The sequence below is a fragment of the Streptomyces resistomycificus genome (assembly GCF_001514265.1).
Lineage (GTDB): Bacteria > Actinomycetota > Actinomycetes > Streptomycetales > Streptomycetaceae > Streptomyces > Streptomyces resistomycificus.
Genome location: NZ_KQ949001.1, coordinates 1 through 24,219 on the forward strand (window position 1 = coordinate 1; position 24,219 = coordinate 24,219).

The window sequence follows — 24,219 nt, forward strand, 5'->3', positions numbered from 1 at the left end:
ATACGGACGTTGCCTGCCCGGAACGTTTCCTCACTCACTATGTTCGCCATTCGCGATCACACCTGCAACCGTCTTGCGTCACAGCCCTGCCACAGGACCCCGCAGAAATCGGGCACCCACCTCCAAAGGTAACGATTCAGTCTCGGCCTCACCGGGCTCTTGATTAACCCTCGTGTAATCGATTCCAATCCTCGGGACGCGTCCGATGTAATCGATTCCACGCGTCACGCAGGTCCCCGGGTTCGATGAGTTCCATGAGTTCCACAAGGAGGTGGAGCGGCGATGGCGAGCATCAAGGATGTCGCTGCCGAGGCGGGCGTGTCCGTCGCCACGGTCTCGCGCGTCCTGAACGACCATCCGTCGGTCAGCGCCGACGCACGCACGCGCGTGCTGTCCGCTGTCGAGACACTGGGTTACCGCCCGAACGCCGTCGCCCGTTCGCTGCGCACCGACCAGACCCACACCCTCGGCCTGGTCATCAGCGACGTGATGAACCCCTACTTCACCGAGCTGGCCCGCTCCGTGGAGGAGGCGGCCCGCGCACTCGGCTACAGCGTGATCATCGGCAACGCCGACGAGCGGCCGGACCTCCAGGACCACCACGTACGCAACCTGCTGGACCGCCGCATCGACGGCCTCCTCGTCTCCCCCACCGACGGCGGCTCGCCGCTGATGCTGGACGCCGCGCGCGGGGGGACGCCGATGGTCTTCGTGGACCGGTGGATCCCGGGGGTCGACGTACCGGTGGTGCGGGCGGACGGGCTGGAGGCCGTACGCGACCTCGTGGCCCATCTGCACGGTCTCGGTCACCGGCGGCTCGCGATCATCGCGGGTCCGGCGGCGACCACGACCGGGCAGGAGCGGGTGGCGGCCTTCAGGGAGGCGCTGGGCGCGTACGGTCTCGACCTCCCCGACGTCTACATAGGTCAGGGCGACTTCCAGGCGGACAGCGGGCGGCGGGTCACCGAGGGCTTCCTCGCGCTGCCCGAGCCGCCCGAGGTGGTCTTCGCCGCGGACAACCTGATGGCCCTGGGCGCCCTGGACGCGATCCGCGCGCGCGGACTGCGGGTTCCCGACGACATCGCGCTGGCCGCGTTCGACGACATCCGCTGGTTCGTGCACACCGATCCGCCGATCACCGCGATCGCCCAGCCCACGGGCGAGCTGGGCCGGGCCGCCGTGCGCGCCCTCGTGGACCGTATCGAGGGCCGGCCCCCCGAGTCGGTCACCCTCCCCGCCCGTCTCGTCGTACGCCGCTCGTGCGGCGAGCCGGCTCCCCCCGAGCCACCCCCCGCGCAGTCCCCCGCTGTGCGGTCCCCCGTAAGAAGGAGCCAGACGTGAGCAACCAGGACGAGTTGCTGCGCATCGAGGGCATACGGAAGACCTTCCCCGGCGTCGTCGCGCTCGACGGCGTCGACTTCGACCTGCGCCGGGGCGAGGTGCACGTGCTCCTCGGTGAGAACGGCGCGGGCAAGAGCACCCTCATCAAGATGCTCTCCGGCGCCTACACGCCCGATGGCGGGCGGATCCTGGCCGGCGGCGAGGAGGTGCGCATCCATGGTGCGCAGGACTCCGAGCGTCTCGGGATCGCCACCATCTACCAGGAGTTCAACCTCGTTCCCGACCTGACGGTCGCCGAGAACATCTTCCTGGGGCGGCAGCCGCGCCGCCTGGGGATGATCGACCGGAAGAAGATGGAGGCCGACGCCGCCGTCCTCCTGGAGCGGGTCGGTGTGCGGGTGTCCCCCCGCGCGCGTGTCCGCGAACTCGGCATCGCGCGCCTGCAGATGGTCGAGATCGCGAAGGCCCTCAGCCTGGACGCACGCGTGCTGATCATGGACGAGCCGACCGCCGTACTCACCTCCGAGGAGGTGGACAAGCTCTTCGCGATCGTGCGCAGGCTGCGCGAGGACGGGGTCGGCATCGTCTTCATCACGCACCACCTGGACGAAATCGCCGCCCTGGGCGACCGGGTGACGGTCATCCGGGACGGCAGGAGCGTCGGGCAGGTCCCCGCCGACACCCCCGAGGACGAACTCGTACGCCTCATGGTGGGGCGGTCGATCGAGCAGCAGTACCCGCGTGAACGCCCGGACACGGGCGCCGCGTTGCTCACCGTCGAGGGGCTCACCCGCGACGGTGTCTTCCACGACGTCACCTTCGAGGTGCACGCCGGTGAGGTCGTCGGCATCGCGGGCCTCGTCGGAGCCGGCCGTACGGAGGTCGTACGGGCCGTGTTCGGGGCGGACCCGTACGACAAGGGGGCCGTGAAGGTCGCCGGCGCGGTCCTGCGGCGGCATGACGTCAACGCCGCCATGGCGGCCGGGATCGGGCTGATCCCCGAGGACCGCAAGGGCCAGGGCCTGGTACTCGACGCCTCTGTCGAGGAGAACCTCGGCCTGGTGACCATGCGGTCCGCCACCCGCGCCGGACTCGTCGACCTCAGGGCGCAGCGCGCGTCGGCCGCGCGGATCGCCGAGCAGCTCGGCGTGCGGATGGCCGGGCTCGGCCAGCATGTCAGGACGCTGTCCGGCGGCAACCAGCAGAAGGTAGTCATCGGCAAGTGGCTGCTGGCCGACACCAGGGTGCTGATCCTCGACGAGCCGACGCGCGGCATCGACGTCGGCGCCAAGGTGGAGATCTACCAGCTGGTCAACGAGCTGACGGCGGCCGGTGCCGCCGTCCTGATGATCTCCAGCGACCTGCCCGAGGTGCTCGGCATGAGCGACCGGGTGCTGGTGATGGCCCAGGGCCGGATCGCGGGTGAACTCCCCGCGGCTGAGGCCACCCAGGACGCAGTGATGGCGCTCGCCGTCAGCAACCCCACCACAGACAAGGAGGCCTCCCGTGGCCACTGACACGCTCAAGAGCACGACGGGCGCGAGTGGCGCCTCGGGCGGCCTGCGCCGTCTCCTGCTCGACAACGGCGCGCTGACCGCGCTGATCGTCCTGGTCGTCGCGATGTCGGCGCTGTCCGGCGACTTCATGACCACCGACAACCTGCTGAACGTGGGCGTCCAGGCGGCCGTGACCGCCATCCTCGCCTTCGGTGTCACCTTCGTGATCGTCTCGGCGGGCATCGACCTGTCGGTCGGCTCGGTTGCGGCCCTGTCGGCCACCGTGCTCGCCTGGAGCGCGACCTCCGAGGGCATGCCGGTCGCGTTGGCGGTCGTCCTCGCGATCGCGACCGGCATAGCGTGCGGCCTGGTCAACGGCTTCCTGATCTCCTACGGCAAACTGCCGCCGTTCATCGCGACGCTGGCCATGCTGTCGGTGGCCCGCGGCCTGTCCCTCGTCGTCTCCCAGGGCTCGCCCATCGCCCTCCCCGAGTCGGTCTCGCACCTCGGTGACACCCTCGGCGGCTGGCTGCCGGTGCCGGTGCTCGTGATGGTCGTGATGGGGCTCATCACGGCGTTCGTGCTGGGACGGACGTACATCGGCCGCTCCATGTACGCGATCGGCGGCAACGAGGAGGCGGCCCGCCTCTCCGGTCTGCGGGTGAAGAGGCAGAAGCTCGCCATCTACGCGTTCTCCGGCCTGTTCGCGGCCGCCGCGGGCATCGTGCTCGCCGCCCGGCTGTCCTCCGCGCAGCCGCAGGCCGCGCAGGGGTACGAGCTCGACGCGATCGCCGCGGTCGTCATCGGCGGCGCCTCGCTCGCCGGCGGCACCGGCAAGGCGTCCGGCACGCTGATCGGCGCGCTGATCCTGGCGGTGCTGCGCAACGGACTGAACCTGCTGAGCGTGTCGGCCTTCTGGCAGCAGGTCGTCATCGGCGTCGTGATCGCGCTCGCGGTCCTGCTGGACACCCTGCGGCGCAAGGCCGGGGCGACCCCGGTGGCGGCCGGCACGTCCAGTGGTGGCAAGGGCAGGCAGGCGGCGACGTACGTACTCGCGGCCGTGGTCGCGGCGGCGGTCGTCGGGGCCATGTCGTTCCTGCACAGCGGTTCCTCGGAGGCGAAGAGCCAGAAGATCGGGCTGTCCCTGTCGACCCTCAACAACCCCTTCTTCGTGCAGATCCGGGCCGGTGCGCAGGCGGAGGCGAAGAGGCTGGGCGTGGACCTGACGGTCACCGACGCGCAGAACGACGCCTCGCAGCAGGCCAACCAGCTGCAGAACTTCACCAGCGAGGGCCTCGGCACGATCATCGTCAACCCGGTGGACTCCGACGCGGTGACCCCGGCGGCGAAGGCCGTGAACAAGTCGGACATCCCCCTGGTGGCCGTCGACCGCTCGGTCAACAACGCCGACACGGCCGCGCTCGTCGCCTCCGACAACGTCACCGGCGGCAAGCTCGCCGCCAGGTCGCTCGCCGAGAAGCTCGGTGGCAAGGGCACGATCGTGGTCCTGCAGGGCCAGGCGGGCACCTCCGCCAGCCGCGAGCGCGGCTCGGGCTTCACCGAGGGCCTGAAGGCCTACCCGGGCATCAAGGTGGTCGCCAAGCAGCCCGCCGACTGGGACCGCACCAAGGGCCTGGACGTCATGACCAACCTGCTCCAGGCCAACCCCGACATCGACGGTGTCTTCGCGGAGAACGACGAGATGGCGCTCGGCGCGATCAAGGCGCTGGGCTCCAAGGCCGGCAAGTCCGTCCAGGTCGTCGGCTTCGACGGCACCGCGGACGGCCTGACCGCCGTGAAGGCGGGCACGCTGTACGCGTCGGTGGCGCAGCAGCCGACCGAGCTCGGGAAGATCGCGGTGCGCAACGCGGTCAAGGTCGCCGAGGGCGGCAAGGTCGCGAAGTCGGTGATGGTGCCGGTGAAGGTGGTCACCAAGGAGAACGTGGCCGGCTTCACGGGCTGAACCCACGGGCCGGGACCGAGGGGGCGGGCGGTCCCGGAACGTGGCCGCCCGCCCCACCTCACCTACTAGGGGAGCAATTCCATGTACGACTACGACCTCCTGGTCGTGGGGTCGGCCAACGCCGACCTGGTGATCGGCGTCGAACGCCGGCCGGCGGCCGGCGAGACGGTCCTCGGCTCCGACCTGGCCGTCCACCCGGGCGGCAAGGGTGCCAACCAGGCGGTCGCCGCCGCCCGCCTGGGCGCCCGTACGGCGCTGCTGGCCCGGGTCGGCGACGACGCGCACGGCCGGCTGCTGCTCGACTCGCAGCGGACGGCCGGTGTCGACACGGTGGGCGTCCTGGTGGGCGGCGCCCCGACCGGGGTCGCGCTGATCACCGTGGACCCGTCGGGGGACAACAGCATCGTGGTCTCGCCGGGCGCGAACGGCCGACTGACACCGGCGGACGTCCGGGCGGCCGCGAGCCTCTTCCACGCCTCCCGGGTGGTGTCGGCGCAGCTGGAGATCCCGCTGGAGACGGTCGTGGAGGTCGTACGCGCTCTGGCGCCGGACAGCCGCTTCGTACTGAACCCCTCGCCGCCGCGTCCCCTCCCCCAGGAGATCCTGGCGGCCTGCGACCCGCTGATCGTCAACGAGCACGAGGCGAAGGTGATCCTCGGCGACGCGTGTGTCAGCGACCGGCCCGAGGACTGGGCGCGGATCCTGCTCGCGAAGGGCCCCCGGTCGGTGGTGGTGACGCTGGGCGCGGAGGGCTCCCTGGTGGCGTCCTCGGAGGGCATGACCCGGGTTCCGTCGGTGCGGGTGTCCGCGGTGGACACGACGGGTGCGGGCGACGCGTTCACCGCGGCGCTGGCGTGGCGGCTGGGGGCGGGCTCCTCTCTGGCCGAGGCCGCCGCATACGCCTCCCGGGTGGGAGCGGCCGCGGTGACCCGGCAGGGCGCGCAGGACTCCTTCCCCACGGCCGAAGAGGTCGAGTCCCTGTGAAGAAGGCCGGAATCCTGAACCGTCAGCTCTCCGGCGCGCTGGCCGAGCTGGGCCATGGCGACGGGGTGCTGGTGTGTGACGCCGGCATGCCGATACCCGACGGCCCGCGCCTCGTCGACCTCGCGTTCCGGGCCGGGGTGCCGTCCTTCGCCGAGGTGCTGGACGGTCTGCTGGCCGAGCTGGTGGTGGAGGGCGCGACGGCTGCGGCGGAGGCACGGGAGGCGAACCCGGCGGTGTCGGCGCTGCTGGAGGGCCGCTTCCCGGAGCTGACCCTGGTCCCGCACGAGCGGCTCAAGGATCTGTCGGCGGGCGCGCGTCTGGTCGTGCGGACCGGGGAGGCCCGGCCGTACGCGAACGTGCTGCTGCGCTGCGGGGTCTTCTTCTAGGCGCCCGCGTCGGCGAGGGCCGCGGAGGCCCGGCTTCCGGCGACCCGGAAACTTCGAGGGGGCCCGGTCCGTCGACCGGGCCCCCTCGGGTTTTCCCCTCCACATCAGAACCCCTGTGATCCCCCCAGATCCCCCTCCGGGATGTCCTGATGCCAAGTACGACACGGCAGGTGGGGGAAGGGTTGTACGGAGGTCGGGATTTCTTTTCAGGACGTCCGGCCCAGGCCGTGGTCCAGGAGGTCGGGCGGGCCGCCGTGGCGGCTCAGCCCGTGTGCTCCACGAACCGTGACGCGGTCTCCGCGAGCACCTCGCGGCCGTCGCGTGCCCACAGCCCGTCGTTGAAGAGCTCGACCTCGATGGGGCCGTCGTAACCGGCCGCCTCCACGTAGCCCTTCCACTCCCGCATGTCGATCGCCCCGTCCCCGATCTGGCCGCGGCCGGTGAGGACCCCCTCCGGCAACGGGGTGGTCCAGTCGGCGAGCTGGAAGGTGTGGATGCGGCCACCGGCGCCCGCGCGGGCGATCTGCGCGGGGGCGGCGTCGTCCCACCAGATGTGGTACGTGTCCACCGTGACGCCGACCTGGTGCGCGGGGAAGCGTTCGGCGAGGTCGAGTGCCTGGGCGAGGGTGGAGACCACGCAGCGGTCGGAGGCGTACATGGGGTGCAGCGGCTCGATGGCCAGCTTCACACCGTGCTCCTGCGCGTAGGGGCCGAGGACGGCCAGCGCGTCGGCGATCCGCTCCCGGGCTCCGTGCAGGTCCTTGGAGCCGGCCGGCAGGCCGCCGGAGACCAGGACCAGTACGTCGGTGCCGAGGGTGGCGGCCTCGTCGACGGCCCGGCGGTTGTCGTCGAGCGCCTTGGCGCGCTCGTCCGGGTCGATGGCCGTGAAGAAGCCGCCGCGGCACAGGGTGGTGACGCTCAGACCCGCGTCGCGGACCAGCTTCGCCGTCGCCTCCACCCCGTACGACTGGACGGGCTCCCGCCACAGGCCGACGCCCGGCACACCCAACTCGACGCAGGTGTCCACCAGTTCGGGCATCGACAGCTGCTTCACCGTCATCTGGTTGATGGAGAAGCGGTCAAGTCCGGTACTCACTGGGCCACTCCGTACAGGGACAGCAGGTTCCTCATCCGCTCCTCGGCGAGCTTCGGGTCCGGGAACAGGCCCAGGCCGTCGGCGAGTTCGTAGGCGCGGGCGAAGTGCGGGAGGGAGCGGGCCGACTGGAGACCGCCGACCATGGTGAAGTGGCTCTGGTGGCCCGCGAGCCACGCCAGGAACACCACGCCCGTCTTGTAGAAGCGGGTCGGCGTCTGGAAGAGGTGGCGGGACAGCTCCACCGTGGGGTCGAGGAGTTCACGGAAGCCGGCCACGTTCCCGGTGTCCAGGACGCGGACCGCCTCCGCCGCCAGCGGGCCCAGCGGGTCGAAGATGCCGAGCAGCGCGTGGCTGAAGCCCTTCTCGTCACCCGCGATCAGCTCGGGGTAGTTGAAGTCGTCGCCCGTGTAGCAGCGGACCCCGCCGGGCAGCCGGCGGCGGATGTCGATCTCCCGCTGGGCGTCCAGGAGGGAGACCTTGATGCCGTCGACCTTGTCCGGGTGGGCGGCGATGACCTCCAGGAAGGTGTCGGTGGCCGCGTCCAGGTCGGACGAGCCCCAGTAGCCCTCCAGCGCGGGGTCGAACATCGGGCCGAGCCAGTGCAGGATCACGGGCTCGGAGGCCTGGCGGAGCAGGTGGCCGTAGACCTCCAGGTAGTCCTCGGGGCCGGAGGCCGCCGCGGCGAGCGCGCGGGAGGCCATGAGGATCGCCTGCGCGCCGCTCTCCTCGACGAGCGCGAGCTGCTCCTCGTAGGCCGCCCGGACCTCGGCCAGGGAGCCGGCCGCGATCTGGTCGGTGCCGACGCCGCACGCGATGAGGCCGCCGACCGACCTGGCCTCGGCGGCACTGCGGCGGATCAGCTCGGCGGCGCCCGCCCACTCCAGGCCCATGCCGCGCTGCGCGGTGTCCATGGCCTCGGCGACGCCGAGCCCGTGGGACCACAGGTGGCGGCGGAAGGCGAGGGTGGACTCCCAGTCGACGGCGGCCGGCGAGTCGGGGCTGACGTCGGCGTACGGGTCGGCGACGACGTGGGCCGCCGAGAAGACCGTACGCGAGGTGAAGGCGGCACCGGAGGTGACGGCGAGGGGTTCGGGGCGGGGCTCGTAGATCCGCACCCCGCCCTCGAAGTCGGGGAGGTGGATGGTCACAGCGCGATCTCCGGTACGTCGAGACGGCGGCCCTCGGCCGACGACTTCATGCCCAGCTCGGCGAGCTGGACGCCGCGGGCGCCGGCCAGGAGGTCCCACTGGTAGGGCGCGTCGGCGTAGACGTGCTTGAGGAAGAGCTCCCACTGGGCCTTGAAGCCGTTGTCGAACTCGGCGTTGTCGGGCACCTCCTGCCACTGGTCGCGGAAGACCTCGGTGGCGGGGATGTCCGGGTTCCAGACCGGCTTGGGGGTGGCGCTGCGGTGCTGGACGCGGCAGTTGCGCAGGCCCGCGACGGCGGAGCCCTCGGTGCCGTCGACCTGGAACTCGACGAGCTCGTCGCGGTTGACGCGTACGGCCCAGGAGGAGTTGATCTGGGCGATGGCGCCGCCCTCGAGCTCGAAGACGCCGTAGGCCGCGTCGTCGGCGGTGGCGTCGTAGGGCTTGTCGTTCTCGTCCCAGCGCTGCGGGATGTGGGTGGCGGAGAGGGCCTGGACGGACTTCACCCGGCCGAACAGCTCGTGCATGACGTACTCCCAGTGCGGGAACATGTCGACGACGATGCCGCCGCCGTCCTCGGAACGGTAGTTCCAGGAGGGGCGCTGCGCGGACTGCCAGTCGCCCTCGAAGACCCAGTAGCCGAACTCGCCGCGGACGGACAGGATCCGGCCGAAGAAGCCGCCGTCGATGAGGCGCTTGAGCTTGAGCAGGCCCGGCAGGAAGAGCTTGTCCTGGACCACGCCGTGCTTGATGCCGGCGGCGTTCGCGAGCCGCGCGAGCTCCAGTGCGCCCTCCAGGCCGGTGGCCGTCGGCTTCTCGGTGTAGATGTGCTTGCCCGCGGCGATCGCCTTCTTGATCGCCTCCTCGCGGGCCGAGGTGACCTGGGCGTCGAAGTAGATGTCGACGCTCGGGTCGGCGAGGACCGCGTCGACGTCGGTGGAGATGTGCTCCAGGCCGTGCTGCTCGGCGAGCGCGCGCAGGGCGTCCTCGCGGCGGCCGACCAGGATCGGCTCCGGCCACAGCACCGTGCCGTCGCCGAGGTCGAGGCCGCCCTGCTCACGCAGAGCCAGGATGGAGCGCACCAGGTGCTGGCGGTAGCCCATGCGTCCGGTCACGCCGTTCATGGCGATACGCACCGTCTTGCGTGTCACGTCGGTCCCTTCGTAGGTGTGGTACGCGGTTGTGCGCGCCGCGCACGCCCTACTGATGAGCGTTACAGCAAGCGCTTTCTATCTACGAAGAAGCTAGCCTCTGACCAGCGGTCCAGACAAGACCGTGACGGGGTTGAGTTGTTCGAGGGGGCGAACAACCCGGGGTGGGGGGCTTAAGGTCGGCTCGGAACCGGGCCGTGGGCGCCCGCGTGTACAACGAGGTACTACGAGATGCGCTACCGGAGGACGACGAGATGACGGTGACCCTGGCGGACGTGGCGGCCCGCGCCCAGGTCTCCCCCGCGACGGTGTCGCGCGTGCTCAACGGGAACTACCCCGTCGCCGCCTCCACCCGGGAACGGGTGCTGCGGGCTGTGGACGAGCTGGACTACGTGCTGAACGGCCCGGCGAGTTCGCTGGCCGCGGCGACGTCCGACCTGGTCGGGATCCTGGTGAACGACATCGCCGACCCGTTCTTCGGGGTCATGGCCGGCGCCATCCAGTCCGAGATCGGCGGGCCGGGCGGACGCGCCGGCGGCGAGCGGCTGGCGGTCGTGTGCAACACCGGGGGCTCCCCGGAGCGCGAACTGACCTACCTCACGCTGCTCCAGCGGCAGCGGGCGGCGGCCGTCGTGCTGACCGGCGGTGCCGTGGAGAACGTGCCGCACGCGGCGGCCATGACCGCGAAGCTGCGGAAGCTGACGGACGCCGGGACGCGGGTGGTGCTGTGCGGGCGGCCGCCGGAGCCGGAGACCACGGCGATCGCGCTGACCTTCGACAACCGCGGGGGCGGACGGGAACTGACCGAGCACCTGATCGGCCTGGGTCACCGGCGGCTCGGCTACATCGCGGGTCCCGAGGAGCGTACGACGACCCGTCACCGGCTGGAGGGGCACCGGGACGCGCTCGCGGCCCACGGTATCGAGGAGGACCCGCGCTGGACCGTCCACGGGCGCTACGACCGGCGCTCGGGCTACGAGGCGACGCTGGAACTGCTGCGCCGGGACCCGTCGTTGACGGCGGTGGTGGCGGCGAACGACTCCGTCGCACTCGGCGCGTGCGCCGCGCTGCGGGACTCCGGGCTGCGGATCCCGGACGACGTGTCGGTGGCCGGCTTCGACGATCTCCCCTTCAGCATCGACGCGGTGCCGGCCCTGACGACCGTGCGCCTGCCGCTGGCCGAGGCGGGGGCCCGCGCCGGACGGATCGCGATGGGACGTGAGGAGCCGCCGCCGGGGGGTATCGCCACGGTCCGGGGGGAGTTGATGGTGCGGGGGTCCTCCGGGGGGCCGCGGGGCTGAGCGGGCGGGCGGGGGCCCGGGTGCGCGGGGCCGGGGTGGGCGAGGCCCGGGCGAGGGCTCGGGTGCGCGGGGCCCGGGCGAGGACTCGCGTGCACGGGGCCCGGGCGCGCAAGTGCCCCCTCCCGACGCAACCCTGGGCGGGTGAGGTCTCCGGCCCCGGTGCGAGGGCCCCGGCTGCGTGAGGCGAGGGCGAGGTGCGCGAGACCCGGGCGAGGACACCGGCTGCGCAAGGCCCGGGTATGAACGGGAGGGCGCACAGGGCACTGGGTGCGCACTTGAGGGCGCACAGGGCCCGGGGTACCAACGGGAGGGCGCACAGGCCCGGGTATGAACGGGAGGGTGCACAGGGCCCGGGGTGCCGACGGGCGGCCGTGACGAGGCGATGCGCGCACGGGGCGGCCGTGCGGGCCGGTGGCGTGGAGGGGGCGTTGATCGCCGAGCCGGTCGTGGGGACGACGTCCGAGTCGTAGTCTCGGCCCCACCGATGAGTTTCGCGGCGGGCGCCGGTCTGTAAAGCCGTAACCGCCCGAGCAGGGCACCCGTGAGGAACTGGAGTGAGTCCCATGCGTATCGTCATCACCTCGTTCATCAGCCTGGACGGCGTCGTGCAGGCGCCCGGCGGACCGGAGGAGGACACCGAGGGCGGGTTCGCGCACGGTGGCTGGACGCACGCCTTCTTCGACCCGGAGGTCGTCGGCGGGGCCTTCGACGGGGCGCTGCGGGAGGCAAACGCGCTGCTGTTCGGCCGGCGTACCTGGCAGGCGATGGCGGGGGCGTGGCCGGAGCGGGCGGGTGACCCGTTCGCCGACCGGATGAACTCCCTGCCCAAGTACGTCGTGTCCCGGACGCTCACCGACGACCAGCTGACCTGGGACAACACCACCCGTATCGCGGGTGACGAGGCCGTCGCCCACCTCCGCAAGCTACGGGAGAGCGACGGCGGCAACCTGGTGGTCATGGGCAGCCCCTCGCTCGCCCGCACGCTGCTGAGCGAGGGCCTGGTCGACGAGCTGCGGCTCATCGTGATGCCGGTGATGCTCGGCGGCGGCAAGTCGATCTTCCCGGACGACGGGACCAAGGCCGCCTTCGAGCTGGTCTCCACGACGACCGCGCCGACGGGGGCGCTGGTGTGCGTGTACCGGGCGGCGGCCGAGGCGTGACGCGTAGCGAGGTGGGCGACTCGGCGGACGGTTGACTCGGTCAGAGGTATCTTTGACTGAGTCAGAGATGTCGAGACAGCTGTCAGAGCCGGCCGCCGGGGAGCGATCGCCATGACCGTCCAGGACTTCCGCGCCTTCAACCGCTTCTACACGAACGTCATCGGCGCCCTCGACTACAGCCGCCACCTCTACGCCCCGTTCACCCTCACCGAGTCCCGCGTCCTGTACGAGCTCGCGCACTCCCCGCGTACCGACGCGGCCGACCTGCGGGCCGAACTCTCGCTGGACGCGGGGTACTTGAGCCGGATCCTGAACAAGTTCGAGCAGGACGGACTCGTCGAGCGGTCCCCCTCCCAGGACGACCCGCGGCGCCGCCGCGTCACGCTCACCGCGCGCGGCCGCGAGAGGGCCGTCCTGCTGGCCGAGCGGGCGAACCAGTCCGTCGGCGCGCTGCTCGCCACCGTCCCGTCCGCCGAGCGGCCCCGGCTGGCCGAGGCGATGCGGACCGTCCGCGAGCTCCTGTCCGACGGCCGCCGGCCCCGCCGTGAGGACGTCGTGCTGCGCGAGCCGGGACCCGGCGACCTCGGCTGGATCGTGCAGCGCAACGCCGCGCTGTACGCGGCCGAGTACGGCTGGAACGCCGACTACGAGGCGCTGGTGGCGAGGATCGTCGCCGATTTCGCGCAGGACCACGATCCGCGTCTGGAGCGGGTGTGGATCGCCGAGCTCGACGGACGTCCGGTCGGCACCGTGATGTGCGTACGGGACGAGGCGCCGGCCACTGCCCGCCTCCGCCTGCTCCTGGTCGAGCCCGAGGCACGCGGCCTCGGCATCGGCGACCGGCTGGTGGGCGCGGTCGTCGACTTCGCGCGGGGCGTCGGCCACCGCGACCTCGTCCTGTGGACCAACGACGTCCTGACCGCCGCCCGCCGCGTCTATCAGCGCCACGGCTTCGTCCTCGTCGCCGAGAAACCCCACCGCTCGTTCGGAAAGGACCTGAACGGCCAGGACTGGCGCCTGGACCTCACCGGCACCGGCGAGTGACAGTAGGGACCATGAAACTGGCGTTCTCCACCCTCGGTGTCCCCGGCCTGCCCCTTTCCGACGTACTGCGGCTCGCGACCACGTACGGCTACCACGGCGTCGAACTGCGCGCGGATCCGGAGGAGCCGGTCCACCCCGGCCTCGATCTCGCCCAACGCGCGGAGGTGGCCGCCGAGTTCAAGGCGGCCAAAGTGGAGGTCCTGGGAGTCGCGGGGTACGCGCGGGTGGCCGCGCCGGGCGACGACGCCCCGGTGATCGAGGAGATCCGCCGGCTGCTCGACCTCGCCCGCGACCTGGGCGCCCCGTTCGTCCGGGTCTTCCCCGGCGGCACCCCCGAGCAGAGCCGCGAGGAGGCCGACGCCACGGCCGCCCGACGGCTCGGCACGGCCGCCGAGTACGCCGCCGACCTCGGCGTCCGCATCCTCCTCGAGACCCACGACTCGCACCGCACGGGCGCCGACGCCATCCGCGTCCTCGGCCCGGTCGGCCACCGTCACGTCGGCGCCCTCTGGGACGTCATGCACACCTGGCTGGGCGGCGAGCAGCCCGCGGAGACGTACGCGGCGCTCTCCCCCTACCTCGGGTACGTCCAGGTCAAGGACATCGCCTCCGCCGACGACACGACCCCCCTCCGGCTCGGCGCCGGCGTCCTGCCCCTGACCGAGTGCGTCGACGTCCTGTGCCGCAACGGCTGGGACGGCTGGCTGTGCTGGGAGTACGAGAAGCGCTGGTACGAGGCGGCCACCCCGCTCCCCGAGCTGCTGCGCGCGGGCCACGACCATCTGGCCCGGCTGCTCAACGACTCGGCGTAGTCGAGGTGTCCCGGAGCGGGGTCTCCGCGTCCGGCGCGGAGACCCGGCCGGACGCGGTGGCCGACGCGGCTTTCAGTCCCACCAGTTGAACAGGAGGTCGCTCAGCACCTCGGGGCGCCAGTAGCGGATGTCGTCCGCCGCCTCCGCCAGCTCGCGCTCGTCCACCTGACTCAGCGGCGTACCGAGTTCGCGCACGCTCAGGGACCGCAGTCCGATGGCCTCGAAGACCGCGGCCCAGGCCGGCGGGTCCACGAACCCCGACACCGGCGGGCCCGGTACGGGCGGGGCGAGGGTGAAGGCGACGAGCGGCCGGTCGGCGTGGCGCAGGACGGTGCGCGCCGCGCCGCGGCCGGTGATCGTGACCGCGTGGAAGCTCGACATGAAAGGGAGGTCCGGCGTCTCGACCCGGGCGCCGAGGCCCCTCGCCGCCTCGAGACACGCGCCCCGGAACGCCGTGGTGTCCGCGTCCCTACGCACCTGTCACGAACCTTCCCACCCGCTGCTCCAGCCGCTCCCGGCACTCCGGCCACTCCGCCGCGGTGATCGAGAAGATCGCGGAGTCCCGCAGCCGGCCGTCCTCGCCCGGCGCCCAGGAGCGCGACCAGTTGCGCAGAACTCCCTCGAAACGGGCGCCCACGCTTTCGATCGCCGCGCGGGAGCGCTGGTTGCGGGCGTCCGTCTTCAGGTCCACCCGTGCCACGCCCCACTTCTCGAAGGCGTGCCGGAACAGGAGCAGTTTGGCCTCGGCGTTGATCCCCGTGCCCTGGGCCGCCCGGGCGAGCCAGGTGAACCCGATCTCCACGGCGTCCAGCGTGTCCTCCGTCAGCCAGCAGCGCGGCTCCCAGTACGAGGTCGCGCCGACCGCCCGGCCCGTCGCCGTCGAGACCTGCGCGTACGGTGCGAGCCGGCCCGTCGCCGCGCGGGCGAGCTGCGCGTCGATGTACGCCGGCACCTCGTCGGCACGCGGCACCCACGTGAACGCGTAGGTGCCCCGGTCCTGCTCGGCGGCCACCGCCAGGTCGGCGGCATGCCGGTGCCCCAGCGGCTCCAGGCGCACCAACTCGCCCTCCAGCGGCGGCCCTGCCAGCCTGTGGCCACTCACCGTCGCCATACGTCCCCCTACCGCAGCAGTCGGCCCCTCAGCTCCGCGAACGCCTCGTGGAAGCCCGGGAAAGTCTTCCGTACGCATCCGGGGTCGTCGAACGAAATACCCGGCACCCGCAGACCGGTGACCGCGAAGGACATGACGATGCGGTGATCGCCGTACGACGTGATCTCCGTGCCGGCGGGCGCGGCGGAGCCCGGTCGGATCTCGATGTGGTCGGGACCCGTCTCCACCGTCACGCCCAGGCGTCGCAGGTTCCGCGCGCAGGCCTCCAGGCGGTCGCACTCCTTGACGCGGGTGTTCGCCACGTCCTCGATGCGGACGGGGCCGTCGGCGAACGGCGCGATCGCGGCCAGCGTCGGCATGGTGTCCGAGATGTCCCGCATGTTGACCGTGAGGCCGTGGAGTTCGCCGGTGCCGCGGACCGTCGTGCCGTCCGCGCCCACCGTCACCTGGGCGCCCATCCGCCGCAGCACGTCGACGAAGGCCAGGTCGCCCTGGAGCGCCCCGGTGCCGAGGCCCGGCACCGTCACCTCGGCGCCCGGGGTCACCGCCGCCGCCGCGAAGAAGTAGCTCGCGGTGGAGGCGTCCGGCTCGATCCGGTAGGTCGTGGCCCGGTAGCCGCCGGGCGGGACGACGAAGACGTTCCCCTCCCGGCGCACCTCTGCCCCGAACTCCCGCATCATCGCGAGGGTGATCTCCACGTAGGGCACCGAGACCAGGTCCGTCACCGCGATCCGAAGGCCGGTCCGGGTCAGCGGGCCCAGCAGCAGCAACGCCGTCAGGTACTGCGAGGACTGGCCGGCGTCCAGCGTCACCTCGCCGCCCTCGACGCCGGACGCCGTCACCGTCAGCGGGTGGTGGCCCTCCGCCTCCTCGTGCCGCAGGTCCACACCGAGGTCGCGCAGGGCCCGGGTCAGGGGCAGCAGGGGCCGCCGGCGCATCTGGGGCGAGGCGTCGAAGCGGTACGTGCCGTGGCCGGCCGCCGCCAGGGCGGGCAGGAAGCGGGCCGTGGTGGCGCCGTCCCGGCAGTACACGTCGGCCTCCGGGACCGCGGGGCCCTCGGGGCGGCCGTCGACCTGCCAGGTGTCCGGGGTGCGGCCGACCCGGTAGCCGAGCCGTACCAGCCCCTCGGCGAAGCCCTCCGTGTCGTCCGAACGGAGCGGGCGTACGAGGGTGGTGACACCGTCGGCCGCGGCCGCCAGGAAGAGGGCGCGGGCGGTGATGGACTTCGAGCCTGGGATGTCGACTGCGGGCATGCCGTCATGATCGCCCGACCGTCACGCCCCGCGCCGGGACGTCCACGGGATGGACCGGGCACGGTGTGCCGGGCACGGATGGACCGGGCACGAATGGACTGGCCACCGGATGCCCGGCACGGGGCTAACCCGCCGCGGGCGGACCGGCCACCGGCCACCGGGCACCCGGCACCCGGCACCCGGCACCCGGCACGAGACCAACCCGCCACCCACGGACCAGCCACCGGACACCCGGCACGACACCAACCCGCCACCCACGGACCAGCCACCGCATACACCGGCCACGCCTACCCCGCCCCCGTCATCCCCGCCCCACACCCTCCGCCCCGGCCCGCACGCCCCCTGGGTCCCTCCCTCCCCACGCCCACCGACTTCGGGAAATCGGGGTCGGGCCGGGAACCCCGCTCCGTCCCCGCTCGTCCAATCCGCAAGCTGTCGGAGAGTCACCGTGGTGCGGCGTCGGCCTCGCTGCTGGCTGCGAACGCTGACCTACCCTCTCCTCCGTACTGCGGCCGGCAGCACGCCGCCATCGGCGCGCCCCCCTCCAACAGCGCCGATGGCGGCCCCCAGGGCCTGCCCTGGCCGTGTGCGCGCCTTCCCTTGACCGGCAGAAACTTCCCGGATATTGGTGACTCCTCGGAAGTTTCCTTCAGTGGCTCTCCGGAAGGAGCACACGTGCCCGACACCAGCACGGGAAGCTCGGGAAACACCGCACAGCCCTCCAGACGCACCGTCCTCGCCGCGAGCGCCGGCGCCACCGCCGCACTGGCCGTGGGAGGCACGTCGTACGCCGCCGCCTCCGACCGCGACCTCCGCGCCCTCATCTCCCGTATGACGCCGGAGGAGAAGGTCGGCCAGCTCTTCGTGACACGGGTTCACGGCCACTCGGCCACCGCACCCGACCAGGCCGACATCGACGCCAACCTCAGGGAACTCGGCGTGCGCACGGCCGCCGAGCTGATCGCCAGGTACCGGGTCGGCGGGATCATCTACTTCACCTGGGCGCACAACACCCGCGACCCGCACCAGATCGCCGATCTGTCGAACGGGATCCAGCGGGCCTCACTGGAGCAGCCGCGCGGGCTGCCCGTCCTGATCTCCACCGACCAGGAGCACGGCATCGTCTGCCGCGTCGGGGAGCCCGCCGCGCTGTTCCCGGGCGCCATGGCCGTCGGCGCCGGCGGTTCCAGAGCCGACGCGCGCACCCTCGGCCGGGTCGCGGGCCGCGAACTGCGCGCGATGGGCGTGCGGCAGAACTACTCCCCCGTGGCCGACGTGAACGTCAACCCGGCCAACCCGGTCATCGGCGTACGGTCCTTCGGCTCGCGGCCCGACGCGGTGGCCTCCCTGGTGGCCGCCGAGGTGGCCGGCTACCAGGGTTCGCGGGTCGCCGCGACCGCCAAACACTTCCCGGGGCACGGCGACACCGCCGTCGACAGCCACTACGGCTTCCCCGTCATCACGCACACCCGCGCCGAGTGGGAGAAGCTCGACGCACCGCCGTTCCGGGCGGCGATCCGCGCGGGCATCGACTCGATCATGACCGCGCACATCATGGTCCCGGCGCTCGACGACTCCGGTGATCCGGCCACCCTCTCCCACCCGATCCTCACCGGCATACTCCGCGAGGAGCTCGGTTACGACGGGGTCGTGGTGACGGACGCCCTCGGCATGGAGGGCGTCCGGGAGAAGTACGGCGACGACCGTGTGCCCGTGCTCGCACTGAAGGCCGGGGTGGACCAGCTCCTGAACCCGCCGTCCCTGGACCTCGCCTGGAACGCCGTCCTGAAGGCCGTACAGGACGGGGAGCTCACCGAGGCGCGGCTCGACGAGTCGATCCTGCGGGTGCTGCGGCTGAAGGCGAAGCTGCGGCTGTTCGAGGAGCCCTACGTCAGCCAGGCCGGGGTCAGCGACACCGTCGGCGTCCGGGCGCATCTGGCCGCGGCCGACCGGATCGCCGAGCGGACCACCACCCTGCTGGTCAACGAGAGGCGGCTGCTGCCGCTGTCCCGGCGCCGCCACCGCCGGCTGCTGGTCGTCGGAGCCGACCCCGCCTCTCCGTCCGGGACGACCGGGCCGCCCACCGGGGTGCTCGCGGGCGCGCTCACCGAGCTCGGCTTCACGGCCACCGCCCTGTCGACCGGCACGGCACCCTCCGCCGCCACGATCGCCAAGGCCGTCGCGGCGGCCCGGGACGTGGACGCGGTGGTGGTGGGGACGTACAACGTCACCGCCGCAAGCTCCCAGAAGGCGCTGGTCGAGCAGCTGGTGGCGACCGGCAGGCCGGTGGTGGCGGTCGCGATCCGCAATCCGTACGACGTGGCCCACCTGCCCTCCGTGCCGGCCTGTCTGGCGGCGTACTCGTGGACCGACGTCGAACTGCGGGCCGCCGCACGGGTGATCGCCGGGCGGGTGCGGCCACGCGGGAAACTGCCGGTGCCGGTGCTGCGGGCGGACGATCCGGCGCGGGTGCTCTATCCGGTAGGCCACGGGCTGTCGTATCAGCCGTAGCGCTCATACGCCACGTAATCGGCGCACGACCCCCAAAATACTCAAAGCGCCCCGCACGCCTGGCGTGGGCCCGCCGCGGCGGGTCACGCTGGGCGGGGGTACCCGGGGGGATGGCGATGCGTGAGAGATGTTCCGTGGGGGTGGTGTGCGCACTGCTGGCGCTGCTGGCCGCCCTGTTGACGGGGTGTTCGGGATCGGCGTCGGGTGCGGGCGACGGCGGGCGGGACGGCCGGCTGGGCACGGAGGTGTCGCCCTCGCCGTCGCGGACCTCCGGTTACGGCGCGGTGTTCCTCGCGGTCGACGAGTGCAGTTCCTTCGGCACGACCAGCTTCACCGAGGTGGCGTGCGCCGGTGAGCGGGCGGCGGCCCGGGTCGTGGCCCGCCACGACGGCAGGGTCGCCGACGGGCCGCAGTGCCCGGGGACCACGGACTTCGTCCTGCACATCAGTGAACAGAGCCAGGTGTCCGACGAGGACGGCGACGGGGCGATCCCGCAGGGCTACGCCTGCATGCGCAACCTGGGACCGTCGCACCCCGGCGACCCGGGCGGCGGGGGCGGCCCGCGGACCATCGTCGGCGACTGCGTCTACGGCCTGGGCGACGGCCAGGTACGCGAGACCGCCTGCGACGGCAAGGGCGACAAGCAGCCGGAACACAAGGTGACCAAGGCCGTCGACAAGCGCGGCCAGTGCCCCCTGTCGACGGCCCTGTACGTCCAGCTGGGCGGCGAACACCCGGTGGGCTGCGCCCGGCCGGTGTGACCCGGGGACGGGACGCAGGTCACCGGCCCCGGCCCCGGCCCCGGCCCCGGTCCCGGTCCCGGCCTCGTTCCTGAGAGGCCGGTCGGGGGCTCATCCGTACAGCCCACCCCGGAGTGCGGCATATGCCAGTACTGAGGATGCTGGTCGAGTTCCCGGCTGGGCGAGCACGAAGGCAGAGGAGGCGTGGTGGCACCTCTGACTCGGATTTCGCTGGAGGACGGCGGCTGCGTACTGGTCGAGGCGGGAGCCGCGGGGGACGGACCGGTGAAGGCCGGCCGCGTCGGCGACGCCGTCCGCGACCTGCCGGTGACCCTGCAGGGTGCCCTGGAGCCGGTCACGCAGGCCGCGCGCGCCACGCTCGAGCAACTGCGCAAGGCACGACCCGACGCGATCACGGTCGAGTTCGGTGTCGATCTCGCGGTCGAGGCCGGTGCCGTGATCACCAAGAGCCAGGCGACCTGCCATCTGAAGGTGACGGTGTCGTGGCAGCGACCCGACTCCGGCGGCTCCGACGCGGACGAGGGCGCGGGCTGACCCATGGACGGTACGGAGAGCGGACTTCCCGCCGCGGTGGCCCGAATCCTGGGGCCGGACGGAGCGGTGGCCGGGGCCGGGTTCCTGGTGGCCGAGGGTGTCGTGGTCACCTGCGCGCACGTCGTCGAGGCAGCCGGCGGCGGCCCCGGGGCGACGGTCCTGCTGTCCTTCCCCCACGTGGCGGGCGCGGACCGGGTGGAGGGCCGGGTGCCCGCCGAGCTGTGGCGTGCCGCCGAGGTGGAGGACGTGGCCTTCATCCGGCTGAACAGCACGCCGGCAGACATGCGGACGCTTCCGCTGGGCTCCGCGGAAGGGTGCCGGGGCCATCAGGTCCGCTCCTTCGGATTCCCGGCACAGGCCCCACCGGAGGGCCACTTCGGCTTCGGGGTGACCGGTGACCTGCTGCCGGGCCCGGACGGCGGCGGCGCGCATCTGCAGCTCACCGCCGCCAACGACCTGACCACCGGGTTCAGCGGCGGGCCCGTCCTGGACGAGGTGACCGGCCTGGTCATCGGCATGCTCACCGAGATCGCGGCGCCTGACGCGTACGAACGGGGCCAGGGCATCGCGTATGTGACGCCGACCCAGGTACTGCGGGAGATCCTGCCGGAACTGGCCGAGCGTGAGGTGTGCCCCTACCGGGGACTGGAGCCGTTCACCGCGGAGCACGCGCGGTGGTTCCAGGGCCGTCAGGAGGCGGTACGGCAGGTCCTGACGAACCTGGGCCGGCAACGGCAGCTGACACTGCTGCTCGGGCCCTCCGGGTCGGGCAAGTCGTCCTTGATCCAGGCGGGCGTGCTGCGGGCGCTGGCGGAGGGGGAACTGCCGAACAGCGACCGCTGGTTGCCCGTTCTCACCCGGCCGAGGCAGGACATGCTCGCCGAGATCGAGCGGGCGGGGCTGCCGGGGGCCGCCGCCGACGGGATCACGGCGGCTGTCAACCGCCGTCTGGCGTCCGAGCCTTCCTACCAGCGCGTCCTGCTCGTCATCGACCAGTTCGAGGAACTGCTGGTCCAGACGACCAACGGCCGGCTGCGGGAGCTCCTCGGCGTCATCGACGAGGTCACCACGGCCGCCGACGCCTACACCAAGGTCACCGTGATCCTGATCATGCGTGACGACTTCTATCCCCAGCTGGCCGCCCTCGCCCCCAGGCTGCTGGAAGCCGCGATGCCCGGGCTGCTGAACGTGCCGGGCACGCTGAGCCGGCAGGACCTGCACGACATCATCGTCCGGCCCGCCCTGGACGTGGGGCTCCGCTTCCAGCAGGGGCTCCCGGAGCAGATCATCAGGGACGTCCTGGAGATCACACCGGGGTCGGCCCTCACCCGTGAGGCACCGGTCACCGTGCTCCCCCTGCTGGAGATGACACTCAGCCAGCTGTGGCAGCGGCGTCAGGACGGCTACCTCACCCATGAGGCGTACGGGCGTATCGGGGCGGTCGGCGGCAGCCTGACCACGTGGTGCGACAGCGCGCTCGCCGAGCTGTCCGCCGAGCAACAGCTCATCGCCCGCCGGACCCTGACCTCCCTGGTGCACCCGGCCGACCCGAGCCACAACATCACGGCCGTCCGCACGCAGGTCCCGCTGGACGAGCTGCGCGACCTGGCGGCGGACCCGGCCGACCCCGGCGACAGCCCGGGCGCTGAGCAGGCGGCCGTCGACCACGTCATCGCCACCCTCACCCGCCACCGCATCATCACGACCCAGACGCTTCGGCCCGCGCAGCAGCTCGGCGCACCTCCCGGGGAACCGGTGGCCGAACTGATCCACGAGGCACTCATCCGCAACTGGGGCGCGCTGCGCGAATGGGTCGAGCAGGACCACCGTTTCCACGAGTGGCTGGACCGTACACGGGAGCGGCAGGCGCACTGGGCGATCAAGAAGGACCCCGGGGATCTGCTGGGCAGAACAGCGCTGGCGGAGGCGATGGAGTGGTCGCGGCGGCGCCGTCTGCCGACCGACATCACGGCATACCTGCAGGCGAGCAGAGAACGGCAGCGGGCCTCCGTACGGCGCACCAGGAGGGTCGTCGCGGTGCTGGCCGGGCTGCTGGTGCTCGCGTTGGTCGCGGGGGCGGGGGCGATCTGGCAGTGGCGGGCGGTCACGGCCGAACGGCAGGAAGCCCTGTCCCGCCAGCTCGCCCTTCAGTCCACCGACCTCATCTCCACGAACCCCGACCTCGCCTCGCTGCTGGCGGTCGAGGCGTACCGCGCCGACCACACCTCCGAGGCCGTCGAAAGCCTGCGGGCCGCCGCGGCCCTCCCGCAGCACCGCCGCCTGTCCGGGCACTCCGAGGAAGTGGGCGCCGTGGCCTTCAGTCCCGATGGCAGTCCCGACGGCCGCGTCCTCGCCTCCGCCGGCGCGGACGGGACGGTGCGATTGTGGGACCCGGCCACCGGCAAGGCGCGGAAGACCTTCAAGGGGCACTCCGGTGCGGTGATCGCGCTGGCCTTCAGTCCTGACCGTCGCACCCTGGCCACCGGCGGATTCGACCGCACCGTACGCCTGTGGGACATCCATTCCGGCAAGGTCCGCATCAAGCTCACCGGACACGCGGGCGCGGTCCGCTCTCTCGCCTTCAGCCGGGACGGCCGAACCCTGGCGGTCGGCGACGCCGGGACCGTACGTCTGTGGGACCCGCGCACCGGTGACACCCGAAAGACTCTCGCTGGTGCGACGCACCCGGTCGCCTTCAACCCCAACGGCAGCACCCTTGCCACCGGTGGCAAGGGCCAGGCAGCCCGCCTCTGGGACCCGGCCACGGGACAGCCCCGCGCCTCCCTCACCGGGCTGTCGGACCAGGTGATTTCGCTGGCGTTCAGTCACGACGGCAACACCCTCGCGACCACCACCGACGACTACGAGGTTCAGTTCAGGGACGCGGCCACGGGCAGGGTCCGCACGACCTTCGACGAATGGGGGGCCGCCTGGCTGGTCTTCAGTCCTGACGGCACCACCTGCGCCACCGGCAACGACCGCTTCGTACAACTTCGGGATGCGGACACCGGTTCACCGCGCGCCACTCTCACCGGACACTCCAACGCGGTCCTCGGCGCTGCGTTCAGCCCTGACGGCCGCACCCTGGCCACCGCCGGCCGCGACAGGACGGTACGCCTCTGGGGCGCCGACACCGGAAGGAACCGCACCACTCTCACTGGGCACGCCATGACCGTGACCTCGGTGGTCTTCAGCCCCGACGGGCGCACCCTCGCCACCGCCAGCGCCGACGAGACGGCACGCATGTGGGACGCCGACACCGGCAAGGTCCGCACCGAGCTCACCGGACACACCAACGAGGTGAACGCGGTGGCCTACAGTCCCAACGGGCGCACCCTCGCCACCACCAGCGACGACAAGACGGCACGCATGTGGGACGCCGACACCGGCAAGGTCCGCGCCGAGCTCACCGGACACACCAAAGGCGTGTACGCGGCGGCCTTCAGTCCTGACGGCCGCACCCTCGCGACCGCGGGCGACGACGACACCGTGCGGCTTTGGGACGTGGCCACCGGCAAACCCCGGGGCGTCCTCGAGGGACACACTGACGCCGTGTGGGCGCTCGCCTTCAGCCCCGACAGCCGGACGCTCGCCTCAGGTGGGGACGACTCCGCCGTATGGCTCTGGGACGTCGCTACGGGCAGACCCCGCACCAGCCTCAACGGACATGACGCGTCGGTGTACGGACTGGCGTTCAGTCACGACAGCCACACCCTCGCCACTGCCAGCGCTGACAGCACCGTGTGCCTGTGGGACGTGGCCACTGAAGAGATCCGCACCACCTTGACCAGGCACACCTACGCGGTGGTCGCGGTGGCCTTCAGTCATGACGGCCAGACCCTTGCCACCGGTGGCGCCGACGGGGACGTACGTCTGTGGGACGCGGTCCGCGGCAAACCCCGCACCACCCTGGCCGTCGGCGAAGGCGTGGGCTCACTGGCTGTCAGCCCTGACGGCCGCACCCTCGCGACCGTCGGTGAGACCGTACGCCTGTGGGACACCGTCGCCGTCGCCTCCCGGAAACCGGCGGAAGCGGTCGAACGCATCTGCCACGACGTCGACCGCGACCTCACCCCGGCGGAGCGCGCCGCCTATCTCCCCGAGGGTTCCGACGAGTCCGTCTGCCCGGGGTGAACCGACGGCGGGCCCTGCCGAGCCCGCCGTCGGCGG

At 72.3% G+C, this 24,219-nt stretch carries 19 protein-coding genes; 13 read left to right on the plus strand and 6 right to left on the minus strand.

Annotated elements, in window-relative coordinates; genetic code table 11:
* Nucleotides 1-282 precede the first annotated feature (282 nt).
* The 5 genes from AQJ84_RS32885 (at nucleotide 283) to rbsD (ending at nucleotide 6,170) form a co-directional block, all read left to right on the plus strand.
* Nucleotides 283-1,341 carry a LacI family DNA-binding transcriptional regulator gene (locus tag AQJ84_RS32885; RefSeq protein WP_030044022.1) on the plus strand — a complete coding sequence of 353 codons (1,059 nt, stop codon included), beginning with the start codon at nucleotides 283-285 and terminating at the stop codon, nucleotides 1,339-1,341.
* Complete coding sequence (locus AQJ84_RS32890; RefSeq protein WP_030044023.1) at nucleotides 1,338-2,858, plus strand: sugar ABC transporter ATP-binding protein; 1,521 nt, start codon at nucleotides 1,338-1,340, stop codon at nucleotides 2,856-2,858. Before AQJ84_RS32885 ends, AQJ84_RS32890 begins: the two co-directional genes overlap by 4 nt.
* Nucleotides 2,848-4,800 carry an ABC transporter permease/substrate-binding protein gene (locus tag AQJ84_RS32895; RefSeq protein WP_053190418.1) on the plus strand — a complete coding sequence of 651 codons (1,953 nt, stop codon included), beginning with the start codon at nucleotides 2,848-2,850 and terminating at the stop codon, nucleotides 4,798-4,800. The genes AQJ84_RS32890 and AQJ84_RS32895 overlap by 11 nt, the downstream gene beginning before the upstream one ends.
* 81 nt (nucleotides 4,801-4,881) lie before the next feature.
* On the plus strand, nucleotides 4,882-5,784 hold the full coding sequence (locus AQJ84_RS32900) for a ribokinase (protein ID WP_030044026.1): 903 nt from the start codon (nucleotides 4,882-4,884) through the stop codon (nucleotides 5,782-5,784).
* Nucleotides 5,781-6,170, plus strand: coding sequence for a D-ribose pyranase (gene rbsD / locus AQJ84_RS32905; RefSeq protein WP_030044027.1), 390 nt, complete (start codon nucleotides 5,781-5,783; stop codon nucleotides 6,168-6,170). Before AQJ84_RS32900 ends, rbsD begins: the two co-directional genes overlap by 4 nt.
* 262 nt (nucleotides 6,171-6,432) lie before the next feature.
* Here the strand turns inward: rbsD and AQJ84_RS32910 are convergent, their stop codons facing one another.
* Genes AQJ84_RS32910 through AQJ84_RS32920 form a run of 3 tightly spaced genes read right to left on the minus strand, consistent with a single transcriptional unit; the run spans nucleotide 6,433 to nucleotide 9,562 of the window.
* Complete coding sequence (locus AQJ84_RS32910; protein WP_051870198.1) at nucleotides 6,433-7,230, minus strand: sugar phosphate isomerase/epimerase family protein; 798 nt, start codon at nucleotides 7,228-7,230, stop codon at nucleotides 6,433-6,435.
* 32 nt (nucleotides 7,231-7,262) lie between these two features.
* A complete protein-coding gene (locus AQJ84_RS32915; RefSeq protein WP_030044029.1) occupies nucleotides 7,263-8,414 on the minus strand; it encodes a dihydrodipicolinate synthase family protein in 1,152 nt (383 codons plus the stop codon).
* On the minus strand, nucleotides 8,411-9,562 hold the full coding sequence (locus AQJ84_RS32920; RefSeq protein ID WP_030044030.1) for a Gfo/Idh/MocA family protein: 1,152 nt from the start codon (nucleotides 9,560-9,562) through the stop codon (nucleotides 8,411-8,413). Before AQJ84_RS32920 ends, AQJ84_RS32915 begins: the two co-directional genes overlap by 4 nt.
* A 254-nt stretch (nucleotides 9,563-9,816) precedes the next feature.
* On the opposite strand from AQJ84_RS32920, the gene AQJ84_RS32925 reads away from it, so the two are divergent.
* The 4 genes from AQJ84_RS32925 to AQJ84_RS32940 all read left to right on the plus strand — a co-directional run bounded on the left by AQJ84_RS32925 (nucleotide 9,817) and on the right by AQJ84_RS32940 (nucleotide 13,879).
* Nucleotides 9,817-10,863: a LacI family DNA-binding transcriptional regulator gene (locus AQJ84_RS32925; RefSeq protein ID WP_030044031.1), complete on the plus strand. Its 1,047-nt coding sequence runs from the start codon at nucleotides 9,817-9,819 to the stop codon at nucleotides 10,861-10,863.
* Nucleotides 10,864-11,426: 563 nt separating this feature from the next.
* On the plus strand, nucleotides 11,427-12,023 hold the full coding sequence (locus AQJ84_RS32930; protein WP_030044032.1) for a dihydrofolate reductase family protein: 597 nt from the start codon (nucleotides 11,427-11,429) through the stop codon (nucleotides 12,021-12,023).
* Between the two features lie 111 nt (nucleotides 12,024-12,134).
* Nucleotides 12,135-13,067 (plus strand): bifunctional helix-turn-helix transcriptional regulator/GNAT family N-acetyltransferase, encoded by a 933-nt coding sequence (locus AQJ84_RS32935; protein WP_030044033.1) that lies wholly within the window; start codon nucleotides 12,135-12,137, stop codon nucleotides 13,065-13,067.
* An 11-nt stretch (nucleotides 13,068-13,078) separates the two neighbouring features.
* Nucleotides 13,079-13,879, plus strand: coding sequence for a sugar phosphate isomerase/epimerase family protein (locus tag AQJ84_RS32940; protein WP_030044034.1), 801 nt, complete (start codon nucleotides 13,079-13,081; stop codon nucleotides 13,877-13,879).
* A 72-nt stretch (nucleotides 13,880-13,951) separates the two neighbouring features.
* On the opposite strand, the gene AQJ84_RS32945 is transcribed toward AQJ84_RS32940, so the two are convergent.
* The 3 genes from AQJ84_RS32945 to aroA are packed head-to-tail and all read right to left on the minus strand — an operon-like array spanning nucleotide 13,952 to nucleotide 16,243.
* Entirely contained in the window at nucleotides 13,952-14,356 is a 405-nt protein-coding gene (locus tag AQJ84_RS32945) for a hypothetical protein (protein ID WP_051870197.1), read from the minus strand.
* Entirely contained in the window at nucleotides 14,349-14,990 is a 642-nt protein-coding gene (locus tag AQJ84_RS32950) for a GNAT family N-acetyltransferase (RefSeq protein WP_030044036.1), read from the minus strand. Before AQJ84_RS32950 ends, AQJ84_RS32945 begins: the two co-directional genes overlap by 8 nt.
* An 8-nt stretch (nucleotides 14,991-14,998) precedes the next feature.
* Nucleotides 14,999-16,243: a 3-phosphoshikimate 1-carboxyvinyltransferase gene (gene aroA, locus AQJ84_RS32955; protein ID WP_030044037.1), complete on the minus strand. Its 1,245-nt coding sequence runs from the start codon at nucleotides 16,241-16,243 to the stop codon at nucleotides 14,999-15,001.
* 675 nt (nucleotides 16,244-16,918) lie between these two features.
* Between aroA and AQJ84_RS32960 the strand changes: the two genes are divergently transcribed.
* The 4 genes from AQJ84_RS32960 to AQJ84_RS32975 all read left to right on the plus strand — a co-directional run bounded on the left by AQJ84_RS32960 (nucleotide 16,919) and on the right by AQJ84_RS32975 (nucleotide 24,183).
* On the plus strand, nucleotides 16,919-18,754 hold the full coding sequence (locus AQJ84_RS32960; protein ID WP_053191218.1) for a glycoside hydrolase family 3 protein: 1,836 nt from the start codon (nucleotides 16,919-16,921) through the stop codon (nucleotides 18,752-18,754).
* 116 nt (nucleotides 18,755-18,870) lie between these two features.
* Entirely contained in the window at nucleotides 18,871-19,515 is a 645-nt protein-coding gene (locus AQJ84_RS32965) for a hypothetical protein (protein ID WP_030044041.1), read from the plus strand.
* A 186-nt stretch (nucleotides 19,516-19,701) separates the two neighbouring features.
* Nucleotides 19,702-20,049, plus strand: a complete 348-nt coding sequence (locus tag AQJ84_RS42660) for a CU044_2847 family protein (protein WP_037804248.1) — start codon at nucleotides 19,702-19,704, stop codon at nucleotides 20,047-20,049.
* Between the two features lie 3 nt (nucleotides 20,050-20,052).
* Entirely contained in the window at nucleotides 20,053-24,183 is a 4,131-nt protein-coding gene (locus AQJ84_RS32975; protein ID WP_053191216.1) for an nSTAND1 domain-containing NTPase, read from the plus strand.
* The last annotated feature ends 36 nt before the right edge of the window (nucleotides 24,184-24,219 follow it).